21 protein-coding genes, 1 tRNA gene, 2 rRNA genes and 1 riboswitch are annotated in these 22,028 nt (G+C 44.2%); of the genes, 15 read left to right on the top strand and 9 right to left on the bottom strand.

Going from position 1 to position 22,028, the window contains the following annotated elements; genetic code table 11:
• From BM415_RS23865 to BM415_RS23815, 11 genes are all read left to right on the top strand, one after another.
• Positions 1–305, top strand: a 23S ribosomal RNA gene (locus BM415_RS23865); the annotation flags it as partial.
• 168 nt (positions 306–473) lie between these two features.
• A 5S ribosomal RNA gene (gene rrf, locus BM415_RS23860) occupies positions 474–590 on the top strand.
• Between the two features lie 339 nt (positions 591–929).
• Positions 930–2,393, top strand: coding sequence for an IMP dehydrogenase (gene guaB / locus BM415_RS23855; RefSeq protein ID WP_091161847.1), 1,464 nt, complete (start codon positions 930–932; stop codon positions 2,391–2,393).
• A gap of 355 nt (positions 2,394–2,748) precedes the next feature.
• Positions 2,749–4,149: a D-alanyl-D-alanine carboxypeptidase family protein gene (locus BM415_RS23850; protein WP_244533716.1), complete on the top strand. Its 1,401-nt coding sequence runs from the start codon at positions 2,749–2,751 to the stop codon at positions 4,147–4,149.
• A gap of 288 nt (positions 4,150–4,437) precedes the next feature.
• Entirely contained in the window at positions 4,438–5,319 is an 882-nt protein-coding gene (gene pdxS / locus BM415_RS23845) for a pyridoxal 5'-phosphate synthase lyase subunit PdxS (protein WP_047914362.1), read from the top strand.
• Between the two features lie 17 nt (positions 5,320–5,336).
• The gene (gene pdxT / locus BM415_RS23840; RefSeq protein WP_091161846.1) at positions 5,337–5,909 is read left to right on the top strand and encodes a pyridoxal 5'-phosphate synthase glutaminase subunit PdxT; all 573 of its coding nucleotides are present in this window, start codon (positions 5,337–5,339) and stop codon (positions 5,907–5,909) included.
• A 135-nt stretch (positions 5,910–6,044) separates the two neighbouring features.
• Positions 6,045–7,328: a serine--tRNA ligase gene (serS, locus tag BM415_RS23835; RefSeq protein ID WP_091161844.1), complete on the top strand. Its 1,284-nt coding sequence runs from the start codon at positions 6,045–6,047 to the stop codon at positions 7,326–7,328.
• Positions 7,329–7,518: 190 nt separating this feature from the next.
• Positions 7,519–7,607: transfer RNA gene (locus tag BM415_RS23830), tRNA-Ser, on the top strand.
• 129 nt (positions 7,608–7,736) lie between these two features.
• Complete coding sequence (locus tag BM415_RS23825) at positions 7,737–8,078, top strand: hypothetical protein (RefSeq protein ID WP_091161843.1); 342 nt, start codon at positions 7,737–7,739, stop codon at positions 8,076–8,078.
• A 13-nt stretch (positions 8,079–8,091) separates the two neighbouring features.
• The gene (locus tag BM415_RS23820; RefSeq protein ID WP_091161841.1) at positions 8,092–8,244 is read left to right on the top strand and encodes a small acid-soluble spore protein P; all 153 of its coding nucleotides are present in this window, start codon (positions 8,092–8,094) and stop codon (positions 8,242–8,244) included.
• A 309-nt stretch (positions 8,245–8,553) separates the two neighbouring features.
• The gene (locus tag BM415_RS23815; protein ID WP_091161839.1) at positions 8,554–9,633 is read left to right on the top strand and encodes a hypothetical protein; all 1,080 of its coding nucleotides are present in this window, start codon (positions 8,554–8,556) and stop codon (positions 9,631–9,633) included.
• A 125-nt stretch (positions 9,634–9,758) separates the two neighbouring features.
• On the opposite strand, the gene BM415_RS23810 is transcribed toward BM415_RS23815, so the two are convergent.
• Entirely contained in the window at positions 9,759–10,322 is a 564-nt protein-coding gene (locus BM415_RS23810; RefSeq protein ID WP_091161838.1) for a GNAT family N-acetyltransferase, read from the bottom strand.
• A 3-nt stretch (positions 10,323–10,325) separates the two neighbouring features.
• Positions 10,326–10,841 (bottom strand): tRNA adenosine(34) deaminase TadA, encoded by a 516-nt coding sequence (gene tadA, locus BM415_RS23805; RefSeq protein WP_091161836.1) that lies wholly within the window; start codon positions 10,839–10,841, stop codon positions 10,326–10,328.
• Positions 10,842–11,228: 387 nt separating this feature from the next.
• Here tadA and BM415_RS23800 point away from each other — a divergent pair, with 387 nt between their 5' ends.
• Together BM415_RS23800 and BM415_RS23795 are read left to right on the top strand one after the other, a co-directional pair.
• A complete protein-coding gene (locus BM415_RS23800; RefSeq protein WP_091161834.1) occupies positions 11,229–13,532 on the top strand; it encodes an ATP-binding protein in 2,304 nt (767 codons plus the stop codon).
• 35 nt (positions 13,533–13,567) lie between these two features.
• Positions 13,568–14,269 carry a pseudouridine synthase gene (locus tag BM415_RS23795; protein ID WP_091161833.1) on the top strand — a complete coding sequence of 234 codons (702 nt, stop codon included), beginning with the start codon at positions 13,568–13,570 and terminating at the stop codon, positions 14,267–14,269.
• A gap of 153 nt (positions 14,270–14,422) precedes the next feature.
• Here the strand turns inward: BM415_RS23795 and motB are convergent, their stop codons facing one another.
• A complete protein-coding gene (gene motB / locus BM415_RS23790) occupies positions 14,423–15,217 on the bottom strand; it encodes a flagellar motor protein MotB (protein ID WP_091161831.1) in 795 nt (264 codons plus the stop codon).
• A complete protein-coding gene (motA, locus tag BM415_RS23785) occupies positions 15,204–16,004 on the bottom strand; it encodes a flagellar motor stator protein MotA (RefSeq protein WP_091161829.1) in 801 nt (266 codons plus the stop codon). The genes motB and motA overlap by 14 nt, the downstream gene beginning before the upstream one ends.
• A 146-nt stretch (positions 16,005–16,150) precedes the next feature.
• Here motA and BM415_RS23780 point away from each other — a divergent pair, with 146 nt between their 5' ends.
• Together BM415_RS23780 and BM415_RS23775 are read left to right on the top strand one after the other, a co-directional pair.
• Complete coding sequence (locus tag BM415_RS23780) at positions 16,151–16,444, top strand: hypothetical protein (protein ID WP_091161828.1); 294 nt, start codon at positions 16,151–16,153, stop codon at positions 16,442–16,444.
• Positions 16,445–16,682: 238 nt separating this feature from the next.
• Positions 16,683–16,979 (top strand): 4a-hydroxytetrahydrobiopterin dehydratase, encoded by a 297-nt coding sequence (locus tag BM415_RS23775; RefSeq protein WP_047914350.1) that lies wholly within the window; start codon positions 16,683–16,685, stop codon positions 16,977–16,979.
• A gap of 95 nt (positions 16,980–17,074) precedes the next feature.
• Here BM415_RS23775 and BM415_RS23770 read toward each other — a convergent pair whose 3' ends face one another.
• The 5 genes from BM415_RS23770 to BM415_RS23750 all read right to left on the bottom strand — a co-directional run bounded on the left by BM415_RS23770 (position 17,075) and on the right by BM415_RS23750 (position 22,021).
• Positions 17,075–17,437 (bottom strand): c-type cytochrome, encoded by a 363-nt coding sequence (locus tag BM415_RS23770; RefSeq protein WP_091161826.1) that lies wholly within the window; start codon positions 17,435–17,437, stop codon positions 17,075–17,077.
• A 113-nt stretch (positions 17,438–17,550) separates the two neighbouring features.
• A complete protein-coding gene (locus BM415_RS23765) occupies positions 17,551–18,048 on the bottom strand; it encodes a GNAT family N-acetyltransferase (RefSeq protein WP_091161825.1) in 498 nt (165 codons plus the stop codon).
• 227 nt (positions 18,049–18,275) lie between these two features.
• A complete protein-coding gene (locus tag BM415_RS23760; protein WP_091161823.1) occupies positions 18,276–18,743 on the bottom strand; it encodes a C40 family peptidase in 468 nt (155 codons plus the stop codon).
• A 6-nt stretch (positions 18,744–18,749) separates the two neighbouring features.
• Positions 18,750–18,891: riboswitch (cyclic di-AMP (ydaO/yuaA leader) on the bottom strand.
• Positions 18,892–19,204: 313 nt separating this feature from the next.
• Positions 19,205–20,026: a hypothetical protein gene (locus BM415_RS23755; protein WP_091161822.1), complete on the bottom strand. Its 822-nt coding sequence runs from the start codon at positions 20,024–20,026 to the stop codon at positions 19,205–19,207.
• A 12-nt stretch (positions 20,027–20,038) separates the two neighbouring features.
• Positions 20,039–22,021: a M1 family metallopeptidase gene (locus tag BM415_RS23750; RefSeq protein ID WP_091161820.1), complete on the bottom strand. Its 1,983-nt coding sequence runs from the start codon at positions 22,019–22,021 to the stop codon at positions 20,039–20,041.
• Positions 22,022–22,028 lie beyond the last annotated feature (7 nt).

Here is a 22,028-nt window from a genome sequence, read left to right as displayed (position 1 = left end):
AGAACGTCGTGAGACAGTTCGGTCCCTATCTGTCGTGGGCGCAGGAAATTTGAGAGGAGCTGTCCTTAGTACGAGAGGACCGGGATGGACGTACCGCTGGTGTACCAGTTGTTCCGCCAGGAGCACCGCTGGGTAGCTATGTACGGACGGGATAAGCGCTGAAAGCATCTAAGCGTGAAGCCCCCCTCAAGATGAGATTTCCCAATTAGTAAGACCCCTTGAAGACGACGAGGTAGATAGGCTGGGGGTGGAAGTGCAGCAATGCATGGAGCTGACCAGTACTAATCGGTCGAGGGCTTATCCAAAGATATTAAATCCAAAATTGTTTCGTATCTAGTTTTCAGGGAGTAAATCCTTGGATTGAAAAGTTCACACTTATAGAATCATACACACTTATGTGATGTACCGATTCTAACGTGAAGAATGGATTTTTCAGATGATTTTTCAAGAAGCGAAGGCTTCGAAAAATCCTGTTTGGTGGCGATAGCGGAGGGGTTCCACACGTACCCATCCCGAACACGACCGTTAAGCCCTCCAGCGCCGATGGTACTTGGACCGAAGGGTCCTGGGAGAGTAGGACGTTGCCAAGCAAAGAACCACTGTCGATGACGACGGTGGTTTTTTTATTTTTACAGCGATAAATTACTTGAAAAAGAAGCATTCTATGTCATAGATGATGTGAGTCCAGCAAAACAGATTCTCCAAAAATATCGTGCCATTACTGGATTAAAATAGGATATGTCCGCATGTCAGATACACTTGTTTTTCTAGTGCAATACACTCTTTCATAGCAGGTTACTTTTCCTTGACAGTCCAAATGGGCCTTTGCTAAGATGGCAATAATATATTTTCAGAAAACGGTCGAAAGTTCTCAAATGGGGCTGATTTTCGGATCTTTAAGGCTATATAAATAAAGGAGGAACATCCTGGTGTGGGAAGATAAGTTCGGTAAAGAAGGTTTAACGTTTGATGATGTATTGTTAGTACCTCGTAAATCTGAGGTTTTGCCTAAACAAGTAGATGTATCAGTTCGTCTGAGCGAGAATATCAAGCTTAACATTCCACTGATTAGTGCTGCAATGGATACAGTTACAGAGGCCCCTTTGGCTATTGCCATCGCAAGAGAAGGCGGTATTGGTATTATTCATAAAAATATGACAGCTGAGCAGCAAGCAGAGGAAGTGGATCGAGTTAAGCGTTCCGAAAGTGGTGTCATCACGAATCCTTTTTCTTTGACTAGAGATCATTTGGTTTCCGATGCCGAAGGAGTTATGGCCAAATTCCGTATTTCTGGTGTACCTATCGTCGATGATCAACAAAAGCTTGTTGGTATCCTTACTAACCGTGATTTGCGTTTCATCCATGATTACAACATCAAAATTTCCGAAGTGATGACAAGCGAGAACTTGGTTACTGCACCGGTGGGTACAACTTTGGAGCAAGCTGAAGAGATCCTTCAAAAGCATAAGATTGAGAAGCTTCCTTTGGTTGACGAAACAAACACACTCAAAGGTCTTATTACGATTAAAGATATTGAAAAAGCAATTCAATTCCCTCACGCGGCTAAAGATGCACAAGGACGTCTTGTGGTTGGTGCAGCGGTTGGTATCTCACAAGATCTGTATGAGCGTACAGAAGCGCTGGTTAAAGCCGGAGTAGACTTGATCTCCATTGACTCAGCACATGGACACAGTAAAAATATCATCGATGCAGTTCGCAAACTGCGCAGTCTATATCCGGAACTGACGATAATTGCAGGTAACGTTGCAACAGGTGAAGCGACTCGTGAGCTCATTGAAGCGGGCGCATCCGTAGTTAAGGTCGGCATCGGTCCTGGTTCGATCTGTACGACTCGTGTCGTAGCGGGTATTGGTGTACCTCAAGTTACTGCAATTTACGATTGTGCTTCTGTTGCACGGGAATACAACGTTCCTATCATTGCTGACGGAGGAATTAAATACTCCGGAGAAATTACGAAGGCCCTTGCTGCTGGCGCACATGCCGTTATGCTGGGAAGCTTGTTCGCGGGTACTGAAGAAAGCCCTGGTGAGTTCGAAATCTACCAAGGCCGCCGCTTCAAAGGATACCGTGGTATGGGCTCGATCAGTGCAATGAAAAAAGGCAGTGCAGATCGTTACTTCCAAGATAATGATCAGAGCAAGAAGCTTGTGCCCGAAGGAATTGAGGGTCGAGTTGCTTACAAAGGTCCACTAAGCGACACCGTTCATCAGCTTATGGGCGGACTTCGTGCAGGTATGGGTTATTGCGGAACGCAAACCATCGATCAGCTGCGTAACGACACTCAATTTATTCGTATTACGAATGCAGGCTTGCGTGAGAGTCATCCGCATGACGTGCAAATTACGAAGGAAGCGCCAAACTACGCTTTGTAGAATATGATTTTCTCTATTCTGATGATTCCTTAATCATATAGAATCTCATGATTACAGACAGGCAGGTTGAAATTAACCTGACCTGTCTTTTTTTGCACAATATCGTGTGTTAAAATGAAACAGTGCTTATTCCGCTAATGAATAACTGTGAGACACTTATTTGAAATGGTTTCAACAGTATTTTGAATCTGCCTACAATACGCTGCTGTAATCCTTTAATTCGGGGTGATACGGCATAGATTATAGATTCTTAATATCTCGGCACGAATGAATTCATGCATACGCAGTAAACACGATTTTATCATTAGGTTATTACACAACATTGATTGAGAAATTTAGAGGAGGATTTATTCCATTGAAGAAATACAAACATTCATCAGAGCATTCCACTAAAGGAAAGAAGGCGAAAATTAAGAAACGGATCGCTACGGTTATGGTCGTGAACATGCTCTCTATGGCAGTTCTTCCTGCAGCTGTGTTTGGGGCTTCCATTCCTGTTGCTTCAGCAACGACGACAAATACAGATACTGCGGCGACAACAGCTAAAGTTCCATCTCCAGACACCCTCAATTTAAACGTAAGATCTGCCGTATTGATTGAACCAACCACGGGTGAGGTACTCTTGTCCATTAATGCGGACGAGGCTTATGCGCCGGCAAGTATGACCAAGATGATGACGGAGTATATTGTTGCTGATAAGGTCAAAAAAGGCGAGCTTTCCTGGGATACCGAAGTAACGGTGCAAAAAAATGCAGCCAGCAGTGTTGGCTCTCGGATTTATCTCGCTGAAGGTGATACTCATTCGGTAGAAGAGCTTTACATAGCGATGGCTGTAGGATCTGCCAATGATGCAACTGTGGCACTTGCAGAATATGTCGCTGGTTCGGAGCAAGAGTTTGTTAAGATGATGAATGAAGAAGCTAAGCGGATGGGATTAACCAAAACACATTTCATCAATTCGACAGGTCTTGACCGTGCGGATATGCCTGAGGAATTCCGGCCTGAGGAAGATCGGGAAACTTTAATGTCTGCCATGGACGCAGCAATATTGGCGAAGTATATCATTACAGATCACCCGGATTTTGCAAATTATACAGCGATTCCCTCCTACAAATTCCGTGAGACGGATGCGGATCCAATGGTCAACTGGAACTGGATGCTTGAAGCGAACAAGGGTGTCACCAATTTCAAACAATTCGCTTACGAAGGCTTGGATGGACTAAAGACAGGTCATACGAAAAGCGCAGGCAATTGTTTTGCAGGTACGGCTGAACGAGATGGTATGCGACTGATTAGTGTCGTTATGGGTGCCGAAACAAATGCCAGTCGATTTACAGAAACGAAGAAGGTACTCGATTACGGCTTTGAGAATTTTGAAGTCAAGCAGGTAGTAGCTGCCAAAAGTGCCGTTCCAGGTGTAGAGACAGCTCCAGTTGTAAAAGGTAAGGAGACAGAAGCGCCCGTTGTAACTGAACAGGCTGTCAACTTTCTTGTGCCTAAAGGGACAGAGAATCCGACACCAACTTTTGAGACAAGCTTTGAAGGAGAAGGACTCACTGCGCCTGTAGAAGCCGGAGCCAAAGCAGGTACCATTACGTACACTTACAAAATCGAGGGAATGGCAAGTGAACAGGTACAGACGGTGAACCTCGTAACCTCAGAGCCTGTAGACAAAGCCGGCTGGTTCAGCCTGATGTTCCGCGCGATTGGAGATTTCTTCGGGGATATGTTCGACAGTATCAAAAATTTGTTCTGAGTGACGAGCTCTAAAGCCAATTAAAATCGTATACACCGGAAATAATGACAACTAGGCAGGTCTTCAGAACTTAATCTATTCTAGGCTCCTGCTTAATGCCCAGGTGATCATCGGATAGTACGTCAAATCCAGTAAAATTGTTGTATAATAAGGATGTATACGGTAAAATATCAAGTTAGAATTCTATTTTATGGTCGATAAATATAATATGTTTTTCTAAGGATACAAACCTTATTTATAGGGACCTGAGTGGAAGAATTGTTGTATATTATGGGGGGCGTAAAGGATATGGAAACAGGAACATCTCGTGTTAAAAGAGGCATGGCAGAAATGCAAAAAGGCGGCGTCATCATGGACGTCATGAACGCAGAGCAGGCAAAAATTGCGGAAGCATCAGGTGCAACTGCGGTTATGGCTCTTGAGCGGGTACCTTCTGATATTCGTGCGGCCGGTGGTGTGGCCCGCATGGCTGATCCAACAATCGTTGAAGAGGTTATGAAGGTTGTCTCTATTCCGGTTATGGCTAAGGCGCGTATCGGTCATTACGTTGAAGCGAAAGTACTGGAGTCCCTGGGTGTGGATTATCTTGATGAGAGTGAAGTGCTTACGCCTGCGGATGAAGTGTTCCATATTGATAAGCATGAGTTTACTGTACCATTTGTTTGTGGAGCAAAGGATCTGGGTGAGGCTCTAAGACGTATCGGTGAAGGGGCGTCCATGATTCGTACAAAAGGCGAGCCGGGAACAGGTAACATTGTTGAAGCCGTTCGTCATATGCGTTTCATCAACAGCCAAATTCGCAAAGTACAGAACATGTCGAAGGATGAGCTGTATGCGGAAGCGAAGAATCTGGGCGTGACTTATGAGCTTCTGCGTGAAGTGCATGAGAATGGCAAGCTTCCTGTCGTCAACTTTGCAGCTGGCGGTGTAGCGACTCCAGCAGATGCAGCACTGATGATGCACTTGGGGGCGGATGGCGTGTTCGTAGGATCCGGTATCTTCAAATCGGACAACCCTGAGAAATTCGCTCGTGCAATCGTCGAAGCAACTACTCATTATACCGATTATAAATTGATTGCCGAAGTTTCCAAGAACTTAGGAGCCCCTATGAAAGGGATTGAAATTTCCAAATTGACTGCAGCAGAACGCATGTCCGATCGCGGTTGGTAAGAGAGAAGGGAACCGAGTTGAAGATTGGTGTATTGGCTCTACAGGGTGCAGTAGCTGAACATATTCGAAGCATAGAGCTTGCTGGTGGTGTTGGCATCTCTGTTAAGAAAGTGGAGCAATTAAACGAAATAGACGGTTTGATTATTCCAGGTGGAGAGAGTACAACCATCGGTAAGTTGATGAGAAAGTATAACTTCATTGATGCAATTCGGCAATTTTCAGCTGCTGGCAAGCCCATATTTGGCACTTGTGCTGGTTTGATTGTGCTGGCTGATCGTATTGCCGGCGGTGAAGAAGCGCATCTCGGACTAATGAACATGACGGTTTCGAGAAATGCTTTTGGCCGTCAGCGTGAAAGCTTTGAGACCGATTTGCAGATGGTTGGTATCGAAGAGACGGTGCGTGCGGTGTTTATTCGTGCCCCGCTCATTCAATCGATAGGAGACGAGGTTACGGTTCTATCTACCTACCAAGACGAAATTGTGACAGCCCGTCAAGGGCATTTGCTCGCATGTTCCTTCCATCCGGAGCTCACTGATGACTATCGATTACATCAGTACTTTGTGCAGATGGTGGAGAGCAGCCTGTAAACTTTGAGATTAATGTACTTATAACGATCTTGCCCTGGTAAGGCACGGAATCTTCTCCCATAGGCTTACTTAAGCTTTGCGGGAGAAGCTTTTCCTCTTTTTCAGGCAAGGTTGTTTTTGTAGGAGGGATTATTCGTGTTAGATGTTAAAATATTGCGAAATGACTTCGGTCAAGTAGAACAGGCACTCCAGAACCGAGGCAAATCAGTGGAGCTTATTGCGGATTTCCCCAAGTTGGATATGCGTCGCCGCGAATTGCTGCAAGAGGTAGAACTACTAAAGAATCGCCGGAATACGGTATCTGGTGAAGTGGCCAAGCGCAAGAAGAACAAAGAGGATGCAGAAGAGCTGATTCTGGAAATGCGTGAAGTTTCGGATCGTATTAAGCAAATGGATGAAGAGATCCGTACGCTTGAATCCGATATCAATGAATTGACGATGGCGATCCCTAACCTGCCTCATGAGAGTGTTCCAGTGGGAGCTTCTGAGGATGACAATGTAGAGGTTCGCCGCTGGTCTGAAGCAAGAGAGTTCAGCTTCGCTCCAAAAGCGCACTGGGATGTAGCTGGGGAGCTCGGAATACTTGATTTTGAAGCTGCTGCTAAAGTTACAGGCTCTAGATTTACTTTTTATAAAGGTCTAGGTGCACGTCTTGAGCGAGCATTGATTAACTTTATGATGGATCTCCATAGTAATGATCATGGTTATGAAGAGATTCTGCCGCCGATGATTGTTAATCAGGACAGCCTGTATGGTACAGGACAGCTGCCTAAATTCGAAGAGGATCTGTTCAAGATCAAGGATACCGAGTACTACTTGATTCCAACTGCAGAAGTACCGGTAACGAACTATCACCGTGAGGAGATCATCCCTGCAGAAGAACTGCCTCAGAAATTTGTGGCTTATAGCTCCTGCTTCCGTTCTGAAGCCGGATCGGCAGGGCGGGATACAAGAGGTTTGATTAGACAGCACCAATTCAACAAAGTAGAGATGCTGAAATTCTCGCTGCCTGAGAACTCTTATGAAGAGCTCGAAGAGATGACTCGCAACGCAGAACGTGTTCTGCAGCTTCTGGAGCTTCCTTACCGGGTTATGGCGCTGTGTACGGCAGATATGGGCTTTACGTCAGCGAAGACGTATGACCTTGAAGTATGGCTTCCTGAGAGCGGGATGTACAGAGAGATATCTTCTTGCTCGAATTGTGAAGATTTCCAGGCTAGACGGGCGAATATTCGTTTCCGTAGAGAAGCCAAGGCCAAACCTGAATTTTTGCACACGCTGAATGGATCTGGATTAGCGGTAGGCAGAACGGTAGCCGCAATACTGGAGAATTATCAGCAGGAAGATGGTAGTGTCATCATTCCAAAAGTACTCGTTCCTTATATGGGCGGAGTAGAAAAGATCACTTCTAAGAAGTAGCGCTCTATTTAGATGTGCTCATATGGATGAGCACCCGCAACGAGCAGACAGTTCATGAAGTAAGATCAGGATTCAGCAGAAGCTGATGAAAAATTAAAAAATAACTTGCAATGATGTACAAGCTGTGATAAAATAATTTTTGTTACGCGTTATATTAAGTGTTAACGCCAAATAAGCATTATTTTATCCTGGAGAGGTACCGAAGCGGTCATAACGGGGCGGTCTTGAAAACCGTTAGGGGGCAACTCCACATGGGTTCGAATCCCATCCTCTCCGCCATACATAGCATAATCAAGCCATTCTCTATTATAGAGATGGCTTTTTTGTTTACATGGTTTTATGACACTGGGCAATGCATAAAAAGCGGCTGTATTTCGCATTTTATAAGGTGTGGAGGTGCTAATATAAATGAGCCAAAGTTTTGATATCGATCAAAATCAGCTTGTTCATGCCTGGCAAGAAAGACTGCCTGTTATACTGAATCAGGGAGATCAAGCTCAGGTGCATGCCGACGAGGCAGATCAACAAGCCATTCGTATTCATATTGATGCAGCAGGACGTCAATTGTACTCTTTTGATTTTCGCTGTGCTTATGTGGACAACCGTGAAGTGAAGGTAGATCTCATTGATGTAGAAAAAGACGGGCTTCATATTGATGAACGCACCGATGCAATACAGCAGATGACGGAAGATTACACTCGTCATATCCATGAATGTGCCCAAGCGGTACAGCAATTAACCAATCCTTAGGAGGAATTCATGAATGGGTAAGCCAAGAGCAGTTCCTGTCCCTGAAGCACAGGCTTCGCAAGGAGTCAAAGAAAAGCGTGATCATGCATCGGGTCCCGCGCCGTTGTCAGGCTCCAAGAAGGTAAAGAACCGCAATCATGTGGACCATAACAATCCGGAAGGTTAGTTGATAACGACTTGTGTGTGATGGGTAAATGCATTTTTGTGAAAAGGCCATGCTCCTATAGCAGAGGCTTTTTTATTTTGCATACTAATGAAAATCCGCGTCATGGCAAGAAAAATCGTTTCAATTTCCAATATGAAAACGCTTATAAAAAAGTGTCGAAAAAAGACGAAATTAATTAAATTTGATTTTTATAAATCTATAGCACCAAAAATGACCAAAAGTGTTTATACTTATGAGATAATGGTTTATTATGTTATGGTGTGATTTATGAAGATGGTTGCTTTGCTTTGGAAAGGGGAAAAACAAAAAATGAAAAAAGGATTCACGAAAGGCTTGTTTGCACTAATGCTGTCTATAGTGTTAATTCTAGCAGGCTGTGGAAGCAAGCAAGAACCGAAAGAGGCGGTACAAACTGCGGCGACAAAAGCGGCAGAAATGACCTCTTACGCAATGACGAGCAAAGTGAAAATTGATAACCTAAGCTTTAGCTCTGCAGAAAATTCCGAAGACATGGCAATGTTTATGTCCATGCTGAAGGATGCAGAGCTTACGGTTGACGGAGTGTTTCAAAATGATCCGATGCAGGCGGAGTTTACGCTAGGCATTGCAATCAAGGGCGATATGGAGATGACTTATAACATCCCAATGGTTATGACTACGGAGAAGGTGTTCGTTAAGGTACCGAACATTCCTATGCTTCCAATGCCAGAAGCACTGATCGATAAATACATTGAGCTGGATATGAAAAAGCTTGCTGAGGAAGAAGGCGTAGCGTGGACTCCAGGATCAATGGATGTTGCTAAATCGCAAGCGCTGACGAATGAAATTAGCGAGGCAGTCCTTGCAGAATACGACCAGGATACGTATTTCAAGAACCTGGAGGCGGATGCAGTTACACTTCCTGAGGATGTAGAGGCTAAACAGATCGTACAATTTGCGATTACAAATGATAATGTGAAGGAAGCCATTACAATCTTGGTAAACAATGCTCTGCCTAAAGTACTAGATATTATCGCCAAGGATGAATATAAAGAGATGCTACAGCTGACAGATGAGGATATTGCAGAAGCGAAGGAATCTCTTACAGCAACAGATCAAAGCCAAATGGCAGCAGATTTGGAAGAGCTGAAGAATTATTTGACGATCAACACATTCAATGTCAATACCGCGATTAACAAAGATCATATTCCTGTGTACCAAGAAGCCATTGTGGATATCGTTATTAACGATCCAGAAACAGAAGAGGTTATTAACCTTGCGCTGACAGGCACAAATCATTATTCAAAAATTAACGAAACGCCTGAATTCGTAATTGGTATCCCTGCGGGATATGATGTTGTAACCATGGAAGAGTTTGAAGAAATATTGAATGAGTATTACAGCTACTAATTTCGAAGTGTTGAAATTGCCATCATACACAATGAATAATTCATTGAGGTTTATCGGCGTATAAACAAGAAAACCCGTCATTTTGACGGGTTTTTATGTTTTAAGTGGTGTAGTCAGCAGAGGTATTAATCTTTTCCGTAATTTGGGTTTAACAGTGAATAAATTTGGTGATCCTGCCAGTGGCCGGCGATCAGCAGGTAGCCCCTAGCAATGCCTTCTGCCATAAATCCGTTCTTCTCGAGAACACGGCGAGATGCCTGATTATGAAGAAGAATGGATGCCTGTATACGGTGAAGCCCAAGTGAACGAAAGGCGAATAAGATGATCAGCTTCACCGCTGCGCTCATATAGCCTTTGCCCATATGATCAACATGCGCAAAATAACCTAAATCTGCATATTGAGCCACTCCGCGTGCGATATTGGTCAGACTGACTTGTCCAACAAGCTCGTCGGTATTATCCTCAAAAACCCCAAAATAATAGCCCTGATCCTGATCAGATTCCTGCTGCCTGGATAGGATTCTGTTTCTCAGGGCTTCAATAGTGTAGAACTCATCCCCTCTAATGGGTTCAAAGGGTGCGTGATGCTGCTTGCTGGCCACATACAAGGCTTGTAACGCTTCCGTGTCTTCTATTACGTATGGCCTGATATAGAGGCCGTGTTGTGTATCATGAAGGACCCTATGCACTTGTTATTCTCCCTCCGTGCGTGGTTTGCGGCGAAGTTTTCTAAAGAAGGACGTAAGCATCGCAGCGCATTCCTCCTGTAAGACTCCGCTTGTAATTTCGGTCTGATGGTTAAATCGAGATTCCTGAAGCAGATTCATGAGTGTACCGGCGCAGCCGGCCTTCGGATCGGTTGTTCCATATACAACATGAGGAATTCTAGATTGTACGATGGCACCAGCACACATAGGGCATGGCTCGAGCGTGACATACAATTTGCAATCCAGCAATCTCCATGCCTTCAAGTGCTCGCTTGCTTGTTTAATAGCAATGATCTCAGCATGTGCTGTCGCATCATAATGAATCTCCCTTAGATTGTATCCCCGGCCAATGATCTCATTGTCTTTGACTACGATCGCTCCAATCGGTACCTCGCCGAGTGTCTCTGCCTTCATTGCTTCACTTATGGCTTCTCTCATCCAATATTCATCTGTGTATAAAAAATTTGCGTCTTTACTGGTATGGGACTGAAATTCGTTCATTTATGCGGTTCCCGCCTTTCATTACTCCAATTATACAACGAACAGACATTCTATTGTTAACATGATGTGCATAACTTTGTGGATAACTTTGTAGTTGCTAACAAGTTTGTACACATATTATCCAAAGGCCTGTGGATTTGTGCACAAATATGTGTATTGTTTTTCATATCGAGTGATGGTCTATCTAATTAATTGTAGATTTAACATAGGGATATATCAAACCAATGAAGAGAAGAATTGCTATAAAATACTGCATAGTTACGAATCAGATTCCTTTTCAAATACACCACTAAAAGGTATGATGGTTTTATAAATACATAAAGTCCTAAGAAGGAGTAAATAAAGTCACATTTCGCCAGCATACGAGCCAAGAGGTGAGCTGAAGTCTTGTCCATTAAAATTAAATTATCTTTAGTAATGTCATTCTCGGTACTCATTATACTCGGGCTCAACATTGCTTTAAGCTATTACACAACCCAGGAGAATTTACAGCAGGATAGTGAGAAGCGGGCGGTTTCGGCTGCCAAACAGATTGCACTTGCTGTCGAGCAGAATCAGAATAGCACGAAGTCCATTAAGAAGCAGATCTCCAAAAATATATGGCTGGCTTCCATTATAGCAGCGGATAGACTAGATTCCGATATCAAAAACGTGACGACAGAGCAGCTGGAAGAGCTCAGTGAAGAAATTGGAGTTACAGATATTTCTTTGATGATTCAAACAGAGGACGATATTATCGTAAGTAAATCCTCTGACCCGAATGAGATTGGCTTATCCACCAAGAAAATGACATATTGGTATGAGGCTTTTAAACAGTTGTTTGCCTTTAATCAAGTAACGATTCCTCAGGGAGTCGCTTATGATCACTATTGGTCTGACGGGTTTGAGTATGCCACCTCAGACCCAGATAACATCAATATTTGGGGATATTATCACGACGGAGAACGAAATTACATCATCAACCCTTTTCTGAATGCATCTGAGGTGGAAGACTATGTTGTGTTCTCAAGTCCGGATGGAATGATAGAGAAGGTGAAGGATGTCAATCCTTCAATTCTGTCCATTGCAGGCATTAATCCATCTACTTTCGGACAGCCATCTATGGCACCGGATGGGACCGATGAGCTCAACTATAAATTTGGAACCAGGCCGATTATGTTCGGCGCGTACGATTATGGACAGATCAAGGAAGATAGCACTGCCATTCATAAAGCGATTGAAACCGGAAATAATGTGTCTTATGTAGCGAATGTGGATAATAAAAAAGTATTAAAGAACATGATTCCGATACCGAATCCTGAAGGCGGATCCTACATCATTAGCATTATTACCGATTATCAGGAGATCCAGGGCGTTATTACAGAACAACTGGTTAGTCATATTGCAGTTTCTCTCGTTTTATTGGAGATCGTCATTTTTGGCAGTTATTTATTGGCTTCTGCATATACAAAACCTATCCAAATTGTACTTTCTAAGGTGAATGAAGTGGCAGACGGACACTTCAATATTGGATTGCAGCTGAAACGTCATGATGAGTTCGGTCAACTGTCTAACGGGATTAATGCGATGATTCGCAATCTCGGTCATTACACGAATCGTCTCAAGCAGATGTATGAGGAAAATCGAGCAGTGAAGGAGCATCTTGAATCGGTTATTAACCAGACAGCAGATGCCATTCATATTACAGATGAAGACAGCAATGTCATTCAGGTAAATCGGGCTTTTGAACTATTATATGGCTGGACCAGTCAAGAGATTGTTGGAAGGCCACTTAGTAATGTACCTGATGAATTAATAGTCGAAGAAAAAGAGCGGATGCAGAAGCTTCATGAGGGCAAGACAGTTCCTTATATTGAATCTTACCGTTTAGCCAAAGATGGCAGTAGAATTGAAGTCAGTGTAAGTACTGCACCGATCAGGGATAATGAAGGCGAAATTACTGGATTTATTAGTATTTCTAGAGACATTACAGGTCGTAAGCGGATGGAGGAAGTGCTACGCAGGTCAGAGAAGCTGACGACCGTGGGACAGCTTGCAGCAGGCGTAGCCCATGAAATACGTAATCCTCTGACGACGCTTCGGGGCTTCATTCAGCTGCAGCAGCAGACCAAGAAGCTGAATCCAAGGCATATCGACCTTATGCTGTCAGAGCTGGACCGGATTAATTTGATTGTCGGCGAATTTCTCATATTAGCTAAGCCTCAGGCAGTTAATTTCCAGCAGAAAGACATTCGCTTTATTATGGGAGATGTCATTTCTCTGCTCGACAGCCAGGCTCATATGCATGGTATCGAATTCAACATTGAGGCAGAGGGGACGTCGATCGTGCATTGTGGTGAGAATCAATTAAAGCAGGTATTCATCAACATATTAAAGAACGGGATGGAGGCAATGCCTGATGGCGGAACCATCCATATTACGATCTCCAAGACTCCGGATGAGCAGATCCGAATCCAAATAATAGACCAAGGCATCGGTATTCCGGAGGAGATCATGCACAAGCTTGGGGAGCCGTTCTTTACGAATAAGGAAACAGGGACTGGGCTCGGACTCATGGTCTGTCAGCGACTAATCCAGGCTCATAAAGGTACGATGGAAATTGAAAGTGAAAAAGGTAAAGGGACAACGGTCACGATTCTTTTACCCGAGGTCGTAGATGGTGACACCGATCCTTCTGATGTTGAAATGTAAGCATCCAGATTTTTTAATGTTAGGTGAGTGAATGAATGCGAATCAACAAATTTATTAGTGAGACAGGCTATTGTTCCCGAAGAGAGGCAGACAAGCTGGTCGACAGCGGGAAAGTAACAATCAACGGAGTTGTGGCTGTGCTTGGCAGTCAGGCGGAGGAAGGGGACGAAGTGCTGGTTGATGGGAAGCCTCTTCGTGCCAAAGGTAACACGGTATATATTGCATTGAATAAGCCTGTCGGCATTACCAGTACGACAGAGCAGCACATTGAAGGAAACATCGTGGATTTTGTGGGTCACAAGGAACGCATCTTCCCGATTGGGCGGCTGGATAAGGATTCGGAGGGCCTGATCTTAATGACGAATGATGGAGACATCGTAAATAAAATACTGCGCGCTGAAGGAAAGCATGAGAAGGAATATATCGTGACCGTAAACAGGCCGGTGACAGAATCTTTCCTGAGAGGTATGGCAAGCGGTGTGAAGATTCTTGGTGAAAGAACACTGCCTTGTACGGTGACTCGCATCTCGGACAAGACCTTTCGCATCATTTTGACCGAAGGGAAGAATCGGCAAATTCGACGAATGTGTAGTGCGTTTGGATATGAAGTGCGCAAACTGAAGCGTATTCGTATTATGAACATTCATCTCGGATCCCAGGCAATAGGTACTTGGCGAGAATTAAGCGAGCAGGAGAAATCGGAATTAGGGAACCTATTGAATTACAAGCTGCTCTAAAAGCTCAAGATAAGGCGTTATTTCATAGCGTCAGCATAAAATTCACACTAAGCAAGCTGAAAATAACCATATAATAAAGCCTCCAACCCAACCTAAGACGGGAATGGAGGCTTTGTTAGTACATATCATATCCGTTGAGCTAGCGCTACTCAACTACTCAACACTCATCGTGCTAGAGCTGCTTGTGTATTTACGAATAATCGAAATTTCGACACGCCGATTCTGAGCTCGCCCTTCAGGCGTATCATTAGAGGCGACAGGGTGATATTCACCATAACCGCTAGGTGTAAATTTTGAAGGATCCAGATTCGTATTTAGCAGCATAATTTTCAAGAAATTCAAGGCACGGTCGCTGCTCAGGTCCCAGTTATCATTGTATTGTGCATTGTTAATAGGCATATTATCCGTGTGACCGGTAACAATGACATCATAGTCAGGAAATTGCTGCAGCATGCGGGATATGTTCTTAGCCATAACTCTTGCCTCAGGCTTCACTGTCGCTTGCCCTGAAGCAAAGACGGCATTGTCTGCTATGGTGATCATGAGCTGTGATTGATTTAGCTTCGTATCCAGCTGATCGGTCAGCCGATTCTCGCTGATATATTGATCAAGCTGCTTCTTCAGCTTCTCCAGCTCTTCCTGCTCTTGCTTCGCGAGCTGGGCCTCTTGGGAAGTCTCAGGATTCTTTGGCGGAGTTGTTTCGCTGCCTAAGTCCATGCTAGGATCGGTGGGAAAGGCAGATTTGTTATCCAGAACGCCTGTACCACCGTTGAGCGCACTGCTTAAAGCACCTGCCATTTGTTCAAACTTCTGAGCATCGATGGAGCTCATGGAGAACAGAGTGATGAATAGGGCCAGAAGCAATGTCATCAGGTCGGAATAAGGCAGCAGCCAGCTTTCGTCTACATGCTCTTCATGATCTTCATGTCTTTTCTTAGTCTTTTTCACCTGTGCTTCCCTCCTTGCTTGCAAGCTCTGCACGTTCGCTCGGGGTCAGGAATACGGACAACTTCTGATTGATCGCAATGGTGGATACACCGGATTGGATGGACAACAGGCCTTCGACCATCATTAACTTAAGCTCGGTTTCTTTTTTGGAAATACGCTTGAGCTTATTCGCAATAGGATGCCAGAGCACATATCCTGTAAATATACCTAACAGGGTAGCAATAAATGCAGCAGCGATGGCATGAGCCAGCTTGTCCATATCACTTAGATCACCGAGAGCAGCGATAAGGCCGACAACCGCGCCAAGAACACCAAGTGTAGGAGCGTACATGCCCATTTGAGAAAAGATCAATGCCCCTGTCTTGTGTCGTTCCTCAGTTGCGTGAATATCTTCCATCAAAACATCACTGACAAATTCCTGATCATTACCGTCTATAATCATCCGCATTCCGCTGCGCAGGAAAACATCGTCGATCTCGTCTACCTTTGCCTCAAGTGCGAGGAGCCCTTCACGACGGGTAATGGATGCCCACTCGGAGAACATGCTGATCAGTGAAACTTTGTCAATCATCTTCTGCTTCACGAAGACGACTCTAAACAGTTGGGGTATCTTTTTGACCTCTGACATGGGGAAGGCCATAAAAATGGTAGCCATCGTACCACCGAAAATAATCAGGTAAGCTGCAGGGTTGTTCACCAAATTAATGAGTGGCGCACCCTTAAAGATCATACCTAAAACTAGGGAGACTAACCCTAGTATCAGTCCAATAATTGTTGAAATTTCCATCATACACCTCATCCATGAGATTTAATCTGAATCCTTTCAAGATATCCCTTTGATTTATAATATTTATCGACACGTTATTCATTTTTGTGAAGGGTTAATTTCCGGTATAATAGAAACACGATATTAAAAATGGAGTGAACACACGAATGGGTGTAAAACATGGACGCGAGTATAGTGACATATTAGAGGATTTGATTAAGGCAATTGCCAAAATTCCGGATCGATACACTTTCTTCGAGATGGAAGAAGAGGACTGGGAGCGGCTTGGAGCTGCAGATAGAGGCGAGGTGGATGAAGCGCTTGCAGAAGATTTGTTCTACGCGCTGGGAGGCGAATCCATGATTACTGTAGGCTGTGGAGTCGTTATTCATGATAAGGAGAACCATCGTCTGAATATATTAATAGGCGAGGATGAACTGGATTTTGTAGCCCTGATTTAGGGCTTTTGGGGAGTTGGAATTAGGATCGCTTACATGATAAGATGGAACACGATAAGCCGTTTACCACTAGCAAACGGTTCCTTATTGTAAGATATCAGTAAATATAGAGACAGAATTGCACCTAAGCTTGCTGATATGCTTAGCATTCTTTTACTGCATAGTGCAGTACCTGTATTTACGTGAGGCACCGGGTCTGCTGAATGTAAGTACGTCTTATCAAGGAGGTTGGATTGAAACGATGGTCTTTACACAAGAGGAAGTAGAAGCTCATCTTGATAAACTAGAGGGCTGGGAGTACGAAGAGGGTCGCTGGATTGTCCGCAAATTCACGTTCACCAGCTTCATGAAAGGGATTGCCTTTGTTGATGAAGTCGGATTAATTTCGGAGGCATTCAATCATCACCCTTTTATTACCATCGATCATAAAGTGGTGACGCTGCGGCTCACTTCATGGGATGATGGAGGAATAACCGCGATCGATATTAAAGAAGCACAACAATATAATGAAGCTTACGATAGAATGATGCAAAATTAAGTAACGATGAAAGTAACAAAACACGCCTGTAAGAGTGGGTTCTGATGACAGATACCAACTCTTTGCAGGCGTGTTTTATTTAAGGTTATACTGCTTTACTTCTTCTCGGACAGCCATAGAGCAAGGTTCGCAATCTCTTCTTCAGTAAGCTGACCTTCAAACGCCGGCATGCCGCCGCCTGTGCCTTCACTAATAATCTGGTACAGTTTATTGGCGTCATGTTTTGCACCAATGGTTTGCAGTGACGGTCCCATTCCGCCTTCCAGTTGATTACCGTGACAAGTAATACAGCTTGCCTTCGCCTTCTCCTCAGCAGCAGCAGCATCTAGAGTTACCTCAGGCATTGCCCGTGGCTGCTCTTCCTCAGTCACATGTTCTCTTCCTGGAACCGTAAACATTAACACGAGGGCAAAAGCGCAAGCGAAGAAAAATAACCCACTCATGATCCATTTCTTCATTCGTTGTGTCCTCCTACTATGTACAATCCTTCATTTATTATAAAGGATCATGAACTTGCTTCATAGTATTTTATGGTAAATATTTAAACAAAAGTTAGGAGAGACAATCATGTCTATTTAAGCTTTGCTCCTTCAAACACCATACAGAAGAACAGCTTAGGGCCCTCCGGCGTAAGGCGCTCATAGGTATCATGAATGGCAAATCCCGCTTTTTCATAAGTGCGAATCGCTCTTTTATTCCAGGTTAGAACCTCAAGATCAATATCGTTCTGCGGGTTCCGGACTGCAGCTTCCTGTACAATCGAGTTGACAAAGGAAGTCCCCATTCCCTGTCCGCAAAGATCGGGTCTCATTCCGAGACCAAGCCGGGTCACACCGGTTAAAGGAAATAATTGAGCGAATCCGTATAACTCACCTGCATCATTTACAATAGATAAATACTGCGTGGCTCGAAGTTCAGGGTCGCCAAATTCAATCTCAAGCGCCTTCATCTGCTCCCAGGGCAGCCAGCCATATATGTTATAAGGAGGTTCGTACTGCCAAGTGCAGATCTCAGCTGCATGCTCTTCACTCATAGGAAGGGCATGAAAGGTAGTTCCTTTCTGCGTCATGTCATCGTCTCCTTTATAGATGTAGACTCCATATAGTTCAAGAACAACCCGAATCAATTTCATAAATCATTAAAAAGGTGAACTTTGATCTATATATACCCTTGATTTAAGCAGCTAAAGGTATTATCAAATTGATTCACCCTAATATAATATAAAAAGCCCGAAGATGGATTACTATTTAGTAATCAAATCTTCGGGCTATGAGGTTTGTTCCAGCACAGTGTTCCTTAATCTAATGCAGCTGTTTCGTATTCTTCCGTACTCATAATTCGTTTTGCACCAATGTAACGTTTTTCATAGTAGCTCTCGTCCAGCTTGCTGATAATAACTCCTTTAGAAGAGGAAGCATGTGCAAATTTACCTTCACCTACGAAGATGCCGACATGGGATACACCTTTTCCGCTTGTGTTAAAAAATACGAGGTCGCCAGGTCTCATTTCAGAACGGGATACAGACTTGCCCATTTTGTATTGAGATCCAGATTGATGAGGCAGATCGATGCCGAGTTTGTCAAATACATACATGGTAAAACCAGAGCAATCAAATCCGTTTAAAGTAGTACCGCCATATTTATATTCGGTTCCTTTAGCGCTATCAATGACCTTGTCCATTTTGGAATCGGCGAATGCACTTCCTGTTCCGATGGAGAATGCAATAGCAAGACTCAGTGCTGCAGCAGTTAGTGACTTTTTCAAGAAAAAATAATCCCCTTCCAATGCCTGCGAGGTTAGCTTAAGGATTCGGTAGAAGGTTCCCCTATGATCACTTACGTTGCGAGATCAATTCACCCATAAAAGTGGTTCCCCCGCTTCCCAGATGCCAGGAATTTGGCTGTTTCTTAAGATGTGCATCTGTGAAAGTCGCTCACTCTTGTAAGACTATGTACTTAGTTAAATGGTAAAAGTTACAACAATTATTACAAAGTTGTTACTAGAAGTTCTGGGCCTATTGTAACAGAGGTTGTGTAAATTTGGCAATCGTTTTTTAGAGAAAATATTACAAAAAATAAGTCTCGCTCTAGGAGAAGAGCGAGACTTATAAAGTTTTTTGACGTTAGGTGCGATAAATAAACAGGCGGATTGACTTTATTTCTACGTTGAAAGCGTTATATTCGCGCTGGGTGCGGTTTTTGATGAGAGGAGACAAGACAATAAATTTAGGCATCATCGCTTTTGGATTGCCAAATACTGAACTGGGAACTTATCTTCCATACATTTATGAGCGATCGTATTAGATGATAAGACTGCTGGAGAATCAGGGCTAAAAGTCCTGTCCAAATGAGCGATACGGCAGTGAAAGCACTGAACAGTATGAAGGCAAGTGCACTAAGTGTCAGGGCAACTCCAGTGACAGGAAGCGCATGGCGGATGCAGACCCATACTGCACTAAAGCCGCTTCGATTGCCTGTAAGTCCAAACTGTACATATAAGAGCAGCTGCTTGATAATGTAGGCGTAAATGATCCATAAGATAACGTAAGGAGCTGCCTGTAGAAGGATATTCTGGTTGTAGACCGCATTTAGGAGGAGTGGAAGCACCTTCGGGATGATCCAGTAGGCAGGCAGCAGCAGCAGTACAATCTCGATGAGATAGAGCAGTGATGTCTTTTTCCAGTGCTTAAGGGTCCCGCGAAAGAAGGAGAAGCCCCTGGTGCTTTCATCTTCATGAAGACTGTGAAACAAGCCCGCCCGAATCAGCGGAGTGATGAGCATCCTTAAAATAAACATGAGGACAAGCAGCCAAACATAATCATGGACTGTGGAGCTGGTACTCAAGCTGATCTGCCCCTCTAACCAGAATAAGATCTGGCTAAGCTCATGTGGCGGGGGATTCGGGTAGCGCATTAGCAAAGGGATGACCGCAGAGGACACCATCTTATACAGAAGAGCACCCCACAGCAGTTGGTACAGAAACAGGAATATAACGATTAGGAAATGACGCTTGACCAACTTAAAACCTTCGGAGAGATAAGATTTCATCCGCTATACACCTCACCATGACAGACTTCCGAGCAAGAGCTCCAATACTTTGGTAATACTAATGTTAAACCGGGTCTCCAATGCTTCATCCCCTTCAGCTTTTAAGTAGTTGTTCATATGCTTATTCTCAAGTGTAATGGAGTACTCTGGATCGACCATTGCCCAAACCAGAGGAGACTTATAAGTTAGGTTGTAGATGATCTCTCCACCTTTTCCGTCCCATTCCTTGCGGATCATATGCCCATCTTCAAAAGTGAATACGATAGGAATCTCTGAGTAATCCGCTGCATTCTTTGCAACTCTGATCGAGGAAATGTAGCTCGGCTCTTCTGGTGTTCCCTGTTCCTTGATGGAGATGGAATCTACAGAGAAATCAGCCATTTGGTTACCGTAAATATATTGGTCAAAATAAGTGTCCCAGGATCTGCGGGTAACCTGCTCCACAACCTTTTGGAATTGAGCGGTGGTCGGGTGCTTGAACCGATACTTGGCAGCATAGGTAGCCATAATCTGGTCCATCTTCTTGGTGCCAACCTGCTGTTCTATTCCGAGGAGGACCAGTTTGCCTCTTGTGTATACATTCTCTGCATAGTGATTATGAGAGTTAAACTTCCACGATTCCTGCGTAAGCGGTGCAGGTGAGCTCATCGAAGCAGATTGCAGCGGAAGGTTGGGGGTTAGTCCATACTCCTGCTCCATGAGGCGATCTTCTGCATAGGAAGTGAATGCTTCATCCAGCCATGCTTCTTCAAATTCGTTGCTCGCGATCATGCCATAGAAGTATTGATGACCAATCTCGTGAATGACCGTTCTCTCTAGTTCATAACCAGGGGAGGTGTCATTCGCGCCAAAAGCAGTAATCAGAGTCGGATACTCCATTCCTCCCGCACCGTTCGCTTCGATAGGCGGAACAACGATGGACAGGGTAGAATAAGGGTATCTGCCATACCATTCGCTATAATTGGACAGTGCAGACTTGGCTGCGTAAAAGTATCGATCCTTCAGATCGGCATGAGCCGGATCAAGATACAGCTTGATGCGTACTCCTGGAACATTGGGTGAGGAGAACGGCTCCTCAGCTACGATAAAATTCGGTGAAGCAGCCCAGGCAAAATCATGGACATCATCGGCATAGAACTGGTAAATTCTCTGGCCATCCTGCTTAGTATAAGGCCTGGTCGGGAATCCGGTAGCAGCCACGATATAATCCTCAGGGACCTTTATCCGCACACTGTAAATTCCAAAGTCTGAATAAAATTCTGAGTTTCCATGATACTGGTGGAGGTTCCATCCTTCCGTTGTTCGATTTCGTCTGCCTACAGGTTCATAGACACTTATTTTAGGAAACCACTGACCTGCCATGACAAATTCATCTGCTGTACCCATCCGAGCAAAAATTTTAGGGAGCTCCACTTCAAATGCTATGTTTAATGTGATGCTTTCGCCCCCTTTGACAGGCTTGGGCAGACGAACCTTCACAAGGCTGCGGTCGTTCATATTACCATCGTCCGGCTGGACATACTGGATGCGATGCAATAAGGATAATCCTTCTGTCGTTTTGATCTCGGTAAGCTTCATGGAGCCATAGCCATCCTTCGGCATAGCATCACCTCGAAGCTTTCCGCCGGACTCCTTCATAAAGGTTGTCTGATCGGATGAGAAAGCATTAGGATATAGATGAAAATATAATTCATTTACGGTTTTGGTTCCCGGATGAGTCCAGGTCATGATGGAGGTACCTTTTAAGGTGTTCTCTTCGGTCAGCTGCACATCAATGTGATATTCGACAATGCGGTCGCTCAGCACCTCAGCTCGAGGAGTTTGGACGCTTTCCTGTACCGGTGCAGGTGCTGGAGCAGCCCCAGGCTTGGCCGTATTTGGTACGAGAGCAGGTAGAGCATCCGGTGAGCCGTTTAGACTGAGTAGTAGTGTGCCGCCTAGGACACAAACAGCAATAATAGAAGATAGAATAACTTTCGCGCGAACTGGGGTCATACATTAT

Source organism: Paenibacillus sp. 453mf (assembly GCF_900116105.1).
GTDB classification, from domain to species: Bacteria; Bacillota; Bacilli; order Paenibacillales; family Paenibacillaceae; genus Paenibacillus; species Paenibacillus provencensis.
This window is presented reverse-complemented; position numbering and strand designations above follow the sequence as displayed.

Excerpts from the sequence above, each read along its gene's own strand:
- pdxS (WP_047914362.1), top strand. The coding sequence starts at position 4,438 with ATGGAAACAGGAACATCTCGTGTTAAAAGAGGCATGGCAGAAATGCAA.
- BM415_RS23825 (WP_091161843.1), top strand. The coding sequence starts at position 7,737 with ATGAGCCAAAGTTTTGATATCGATCAAAATCAGCTTGTTCATGCCTGG.
- BM415_RS23820 (WP_091161841.1), top strand. The coding sequence starts at position 8,092 with ATGGGTAAGCCAAGAGCAGTTCCTGTCCCTGAAGCACAGGCTTCGCAA.
- BM415_RS23815 (WP_091161839.1), top strand. The coding sequence starts at position 8,554 with ATGAAAAAAGGATTCACGAAAGGCTTGTTTGCACTAATGCTGTCTATA.
- tadA (WP_091161836.1), bottom strand. The coding sequence starts at position 10,841 with ATGAACGAATTTCAGTCCCATACCAGTAAAGACGCAAATTTTTTATAC.
- BM415_RS23795 (WP_091161833.1), top strand. The coding sequence starts at position 13,568 with ATGCGAATCAACAAATTTATTAGTGAGACAGGCTATTGTTCCCGAAGA.
- motA (WP_091161829.1), bottom strand. The coding sequence starts at position 16,004 with ATGGAAATTTCAACAATTATTGGACTGATACTAGGGTTAGTCTCCCTA.
- BM415_RS23780 (WP_091161828.1), top strand. The coding sequence starts at position 16,151 with ATGGGTGTAAAACATGGACGCGAGTATAGTGACATATTAGAGGATTTG.
- BM415_RS23775 (WP_047914350.1), top strand. The coding sequence starts at position 16,683 with ATGGTCTTTACACAAGAGGAAGTAGAAGCTCATCTTGATAAACTAGAG.
- BM415_RS23770 (WP_091161826.1), bottom strand. The coding sequence starts at position 17,437 with ATGAAGAAATGGATCATGAGTGGGTTATTTTTCTTCGCTTGCGCTTTT.
- BM415_RS23765 (WP_091161825.1), bottom strand. The coding sequence starts at position 18,048 with ATGACGCAGAAAGGAACTACCTTTCATGCCCTTCCTATGAGTGAAGAG.
- BM415_RS23755 (WP_091161822.1), bottom strand. The coding sequence starts at position 20,026 with ATGAAATCTTATCTCTCCGAAGGTTTTAAGTTGGTCAAGCGTCATTTC.
- BM415_RS23750 (WP_091161820.1), bottom strand. The coding sequence starts at position 22,021 with ATGACCCCAGTTCGCGCGAAAGTTATTCTATCTTCTATTATTGCTGTT.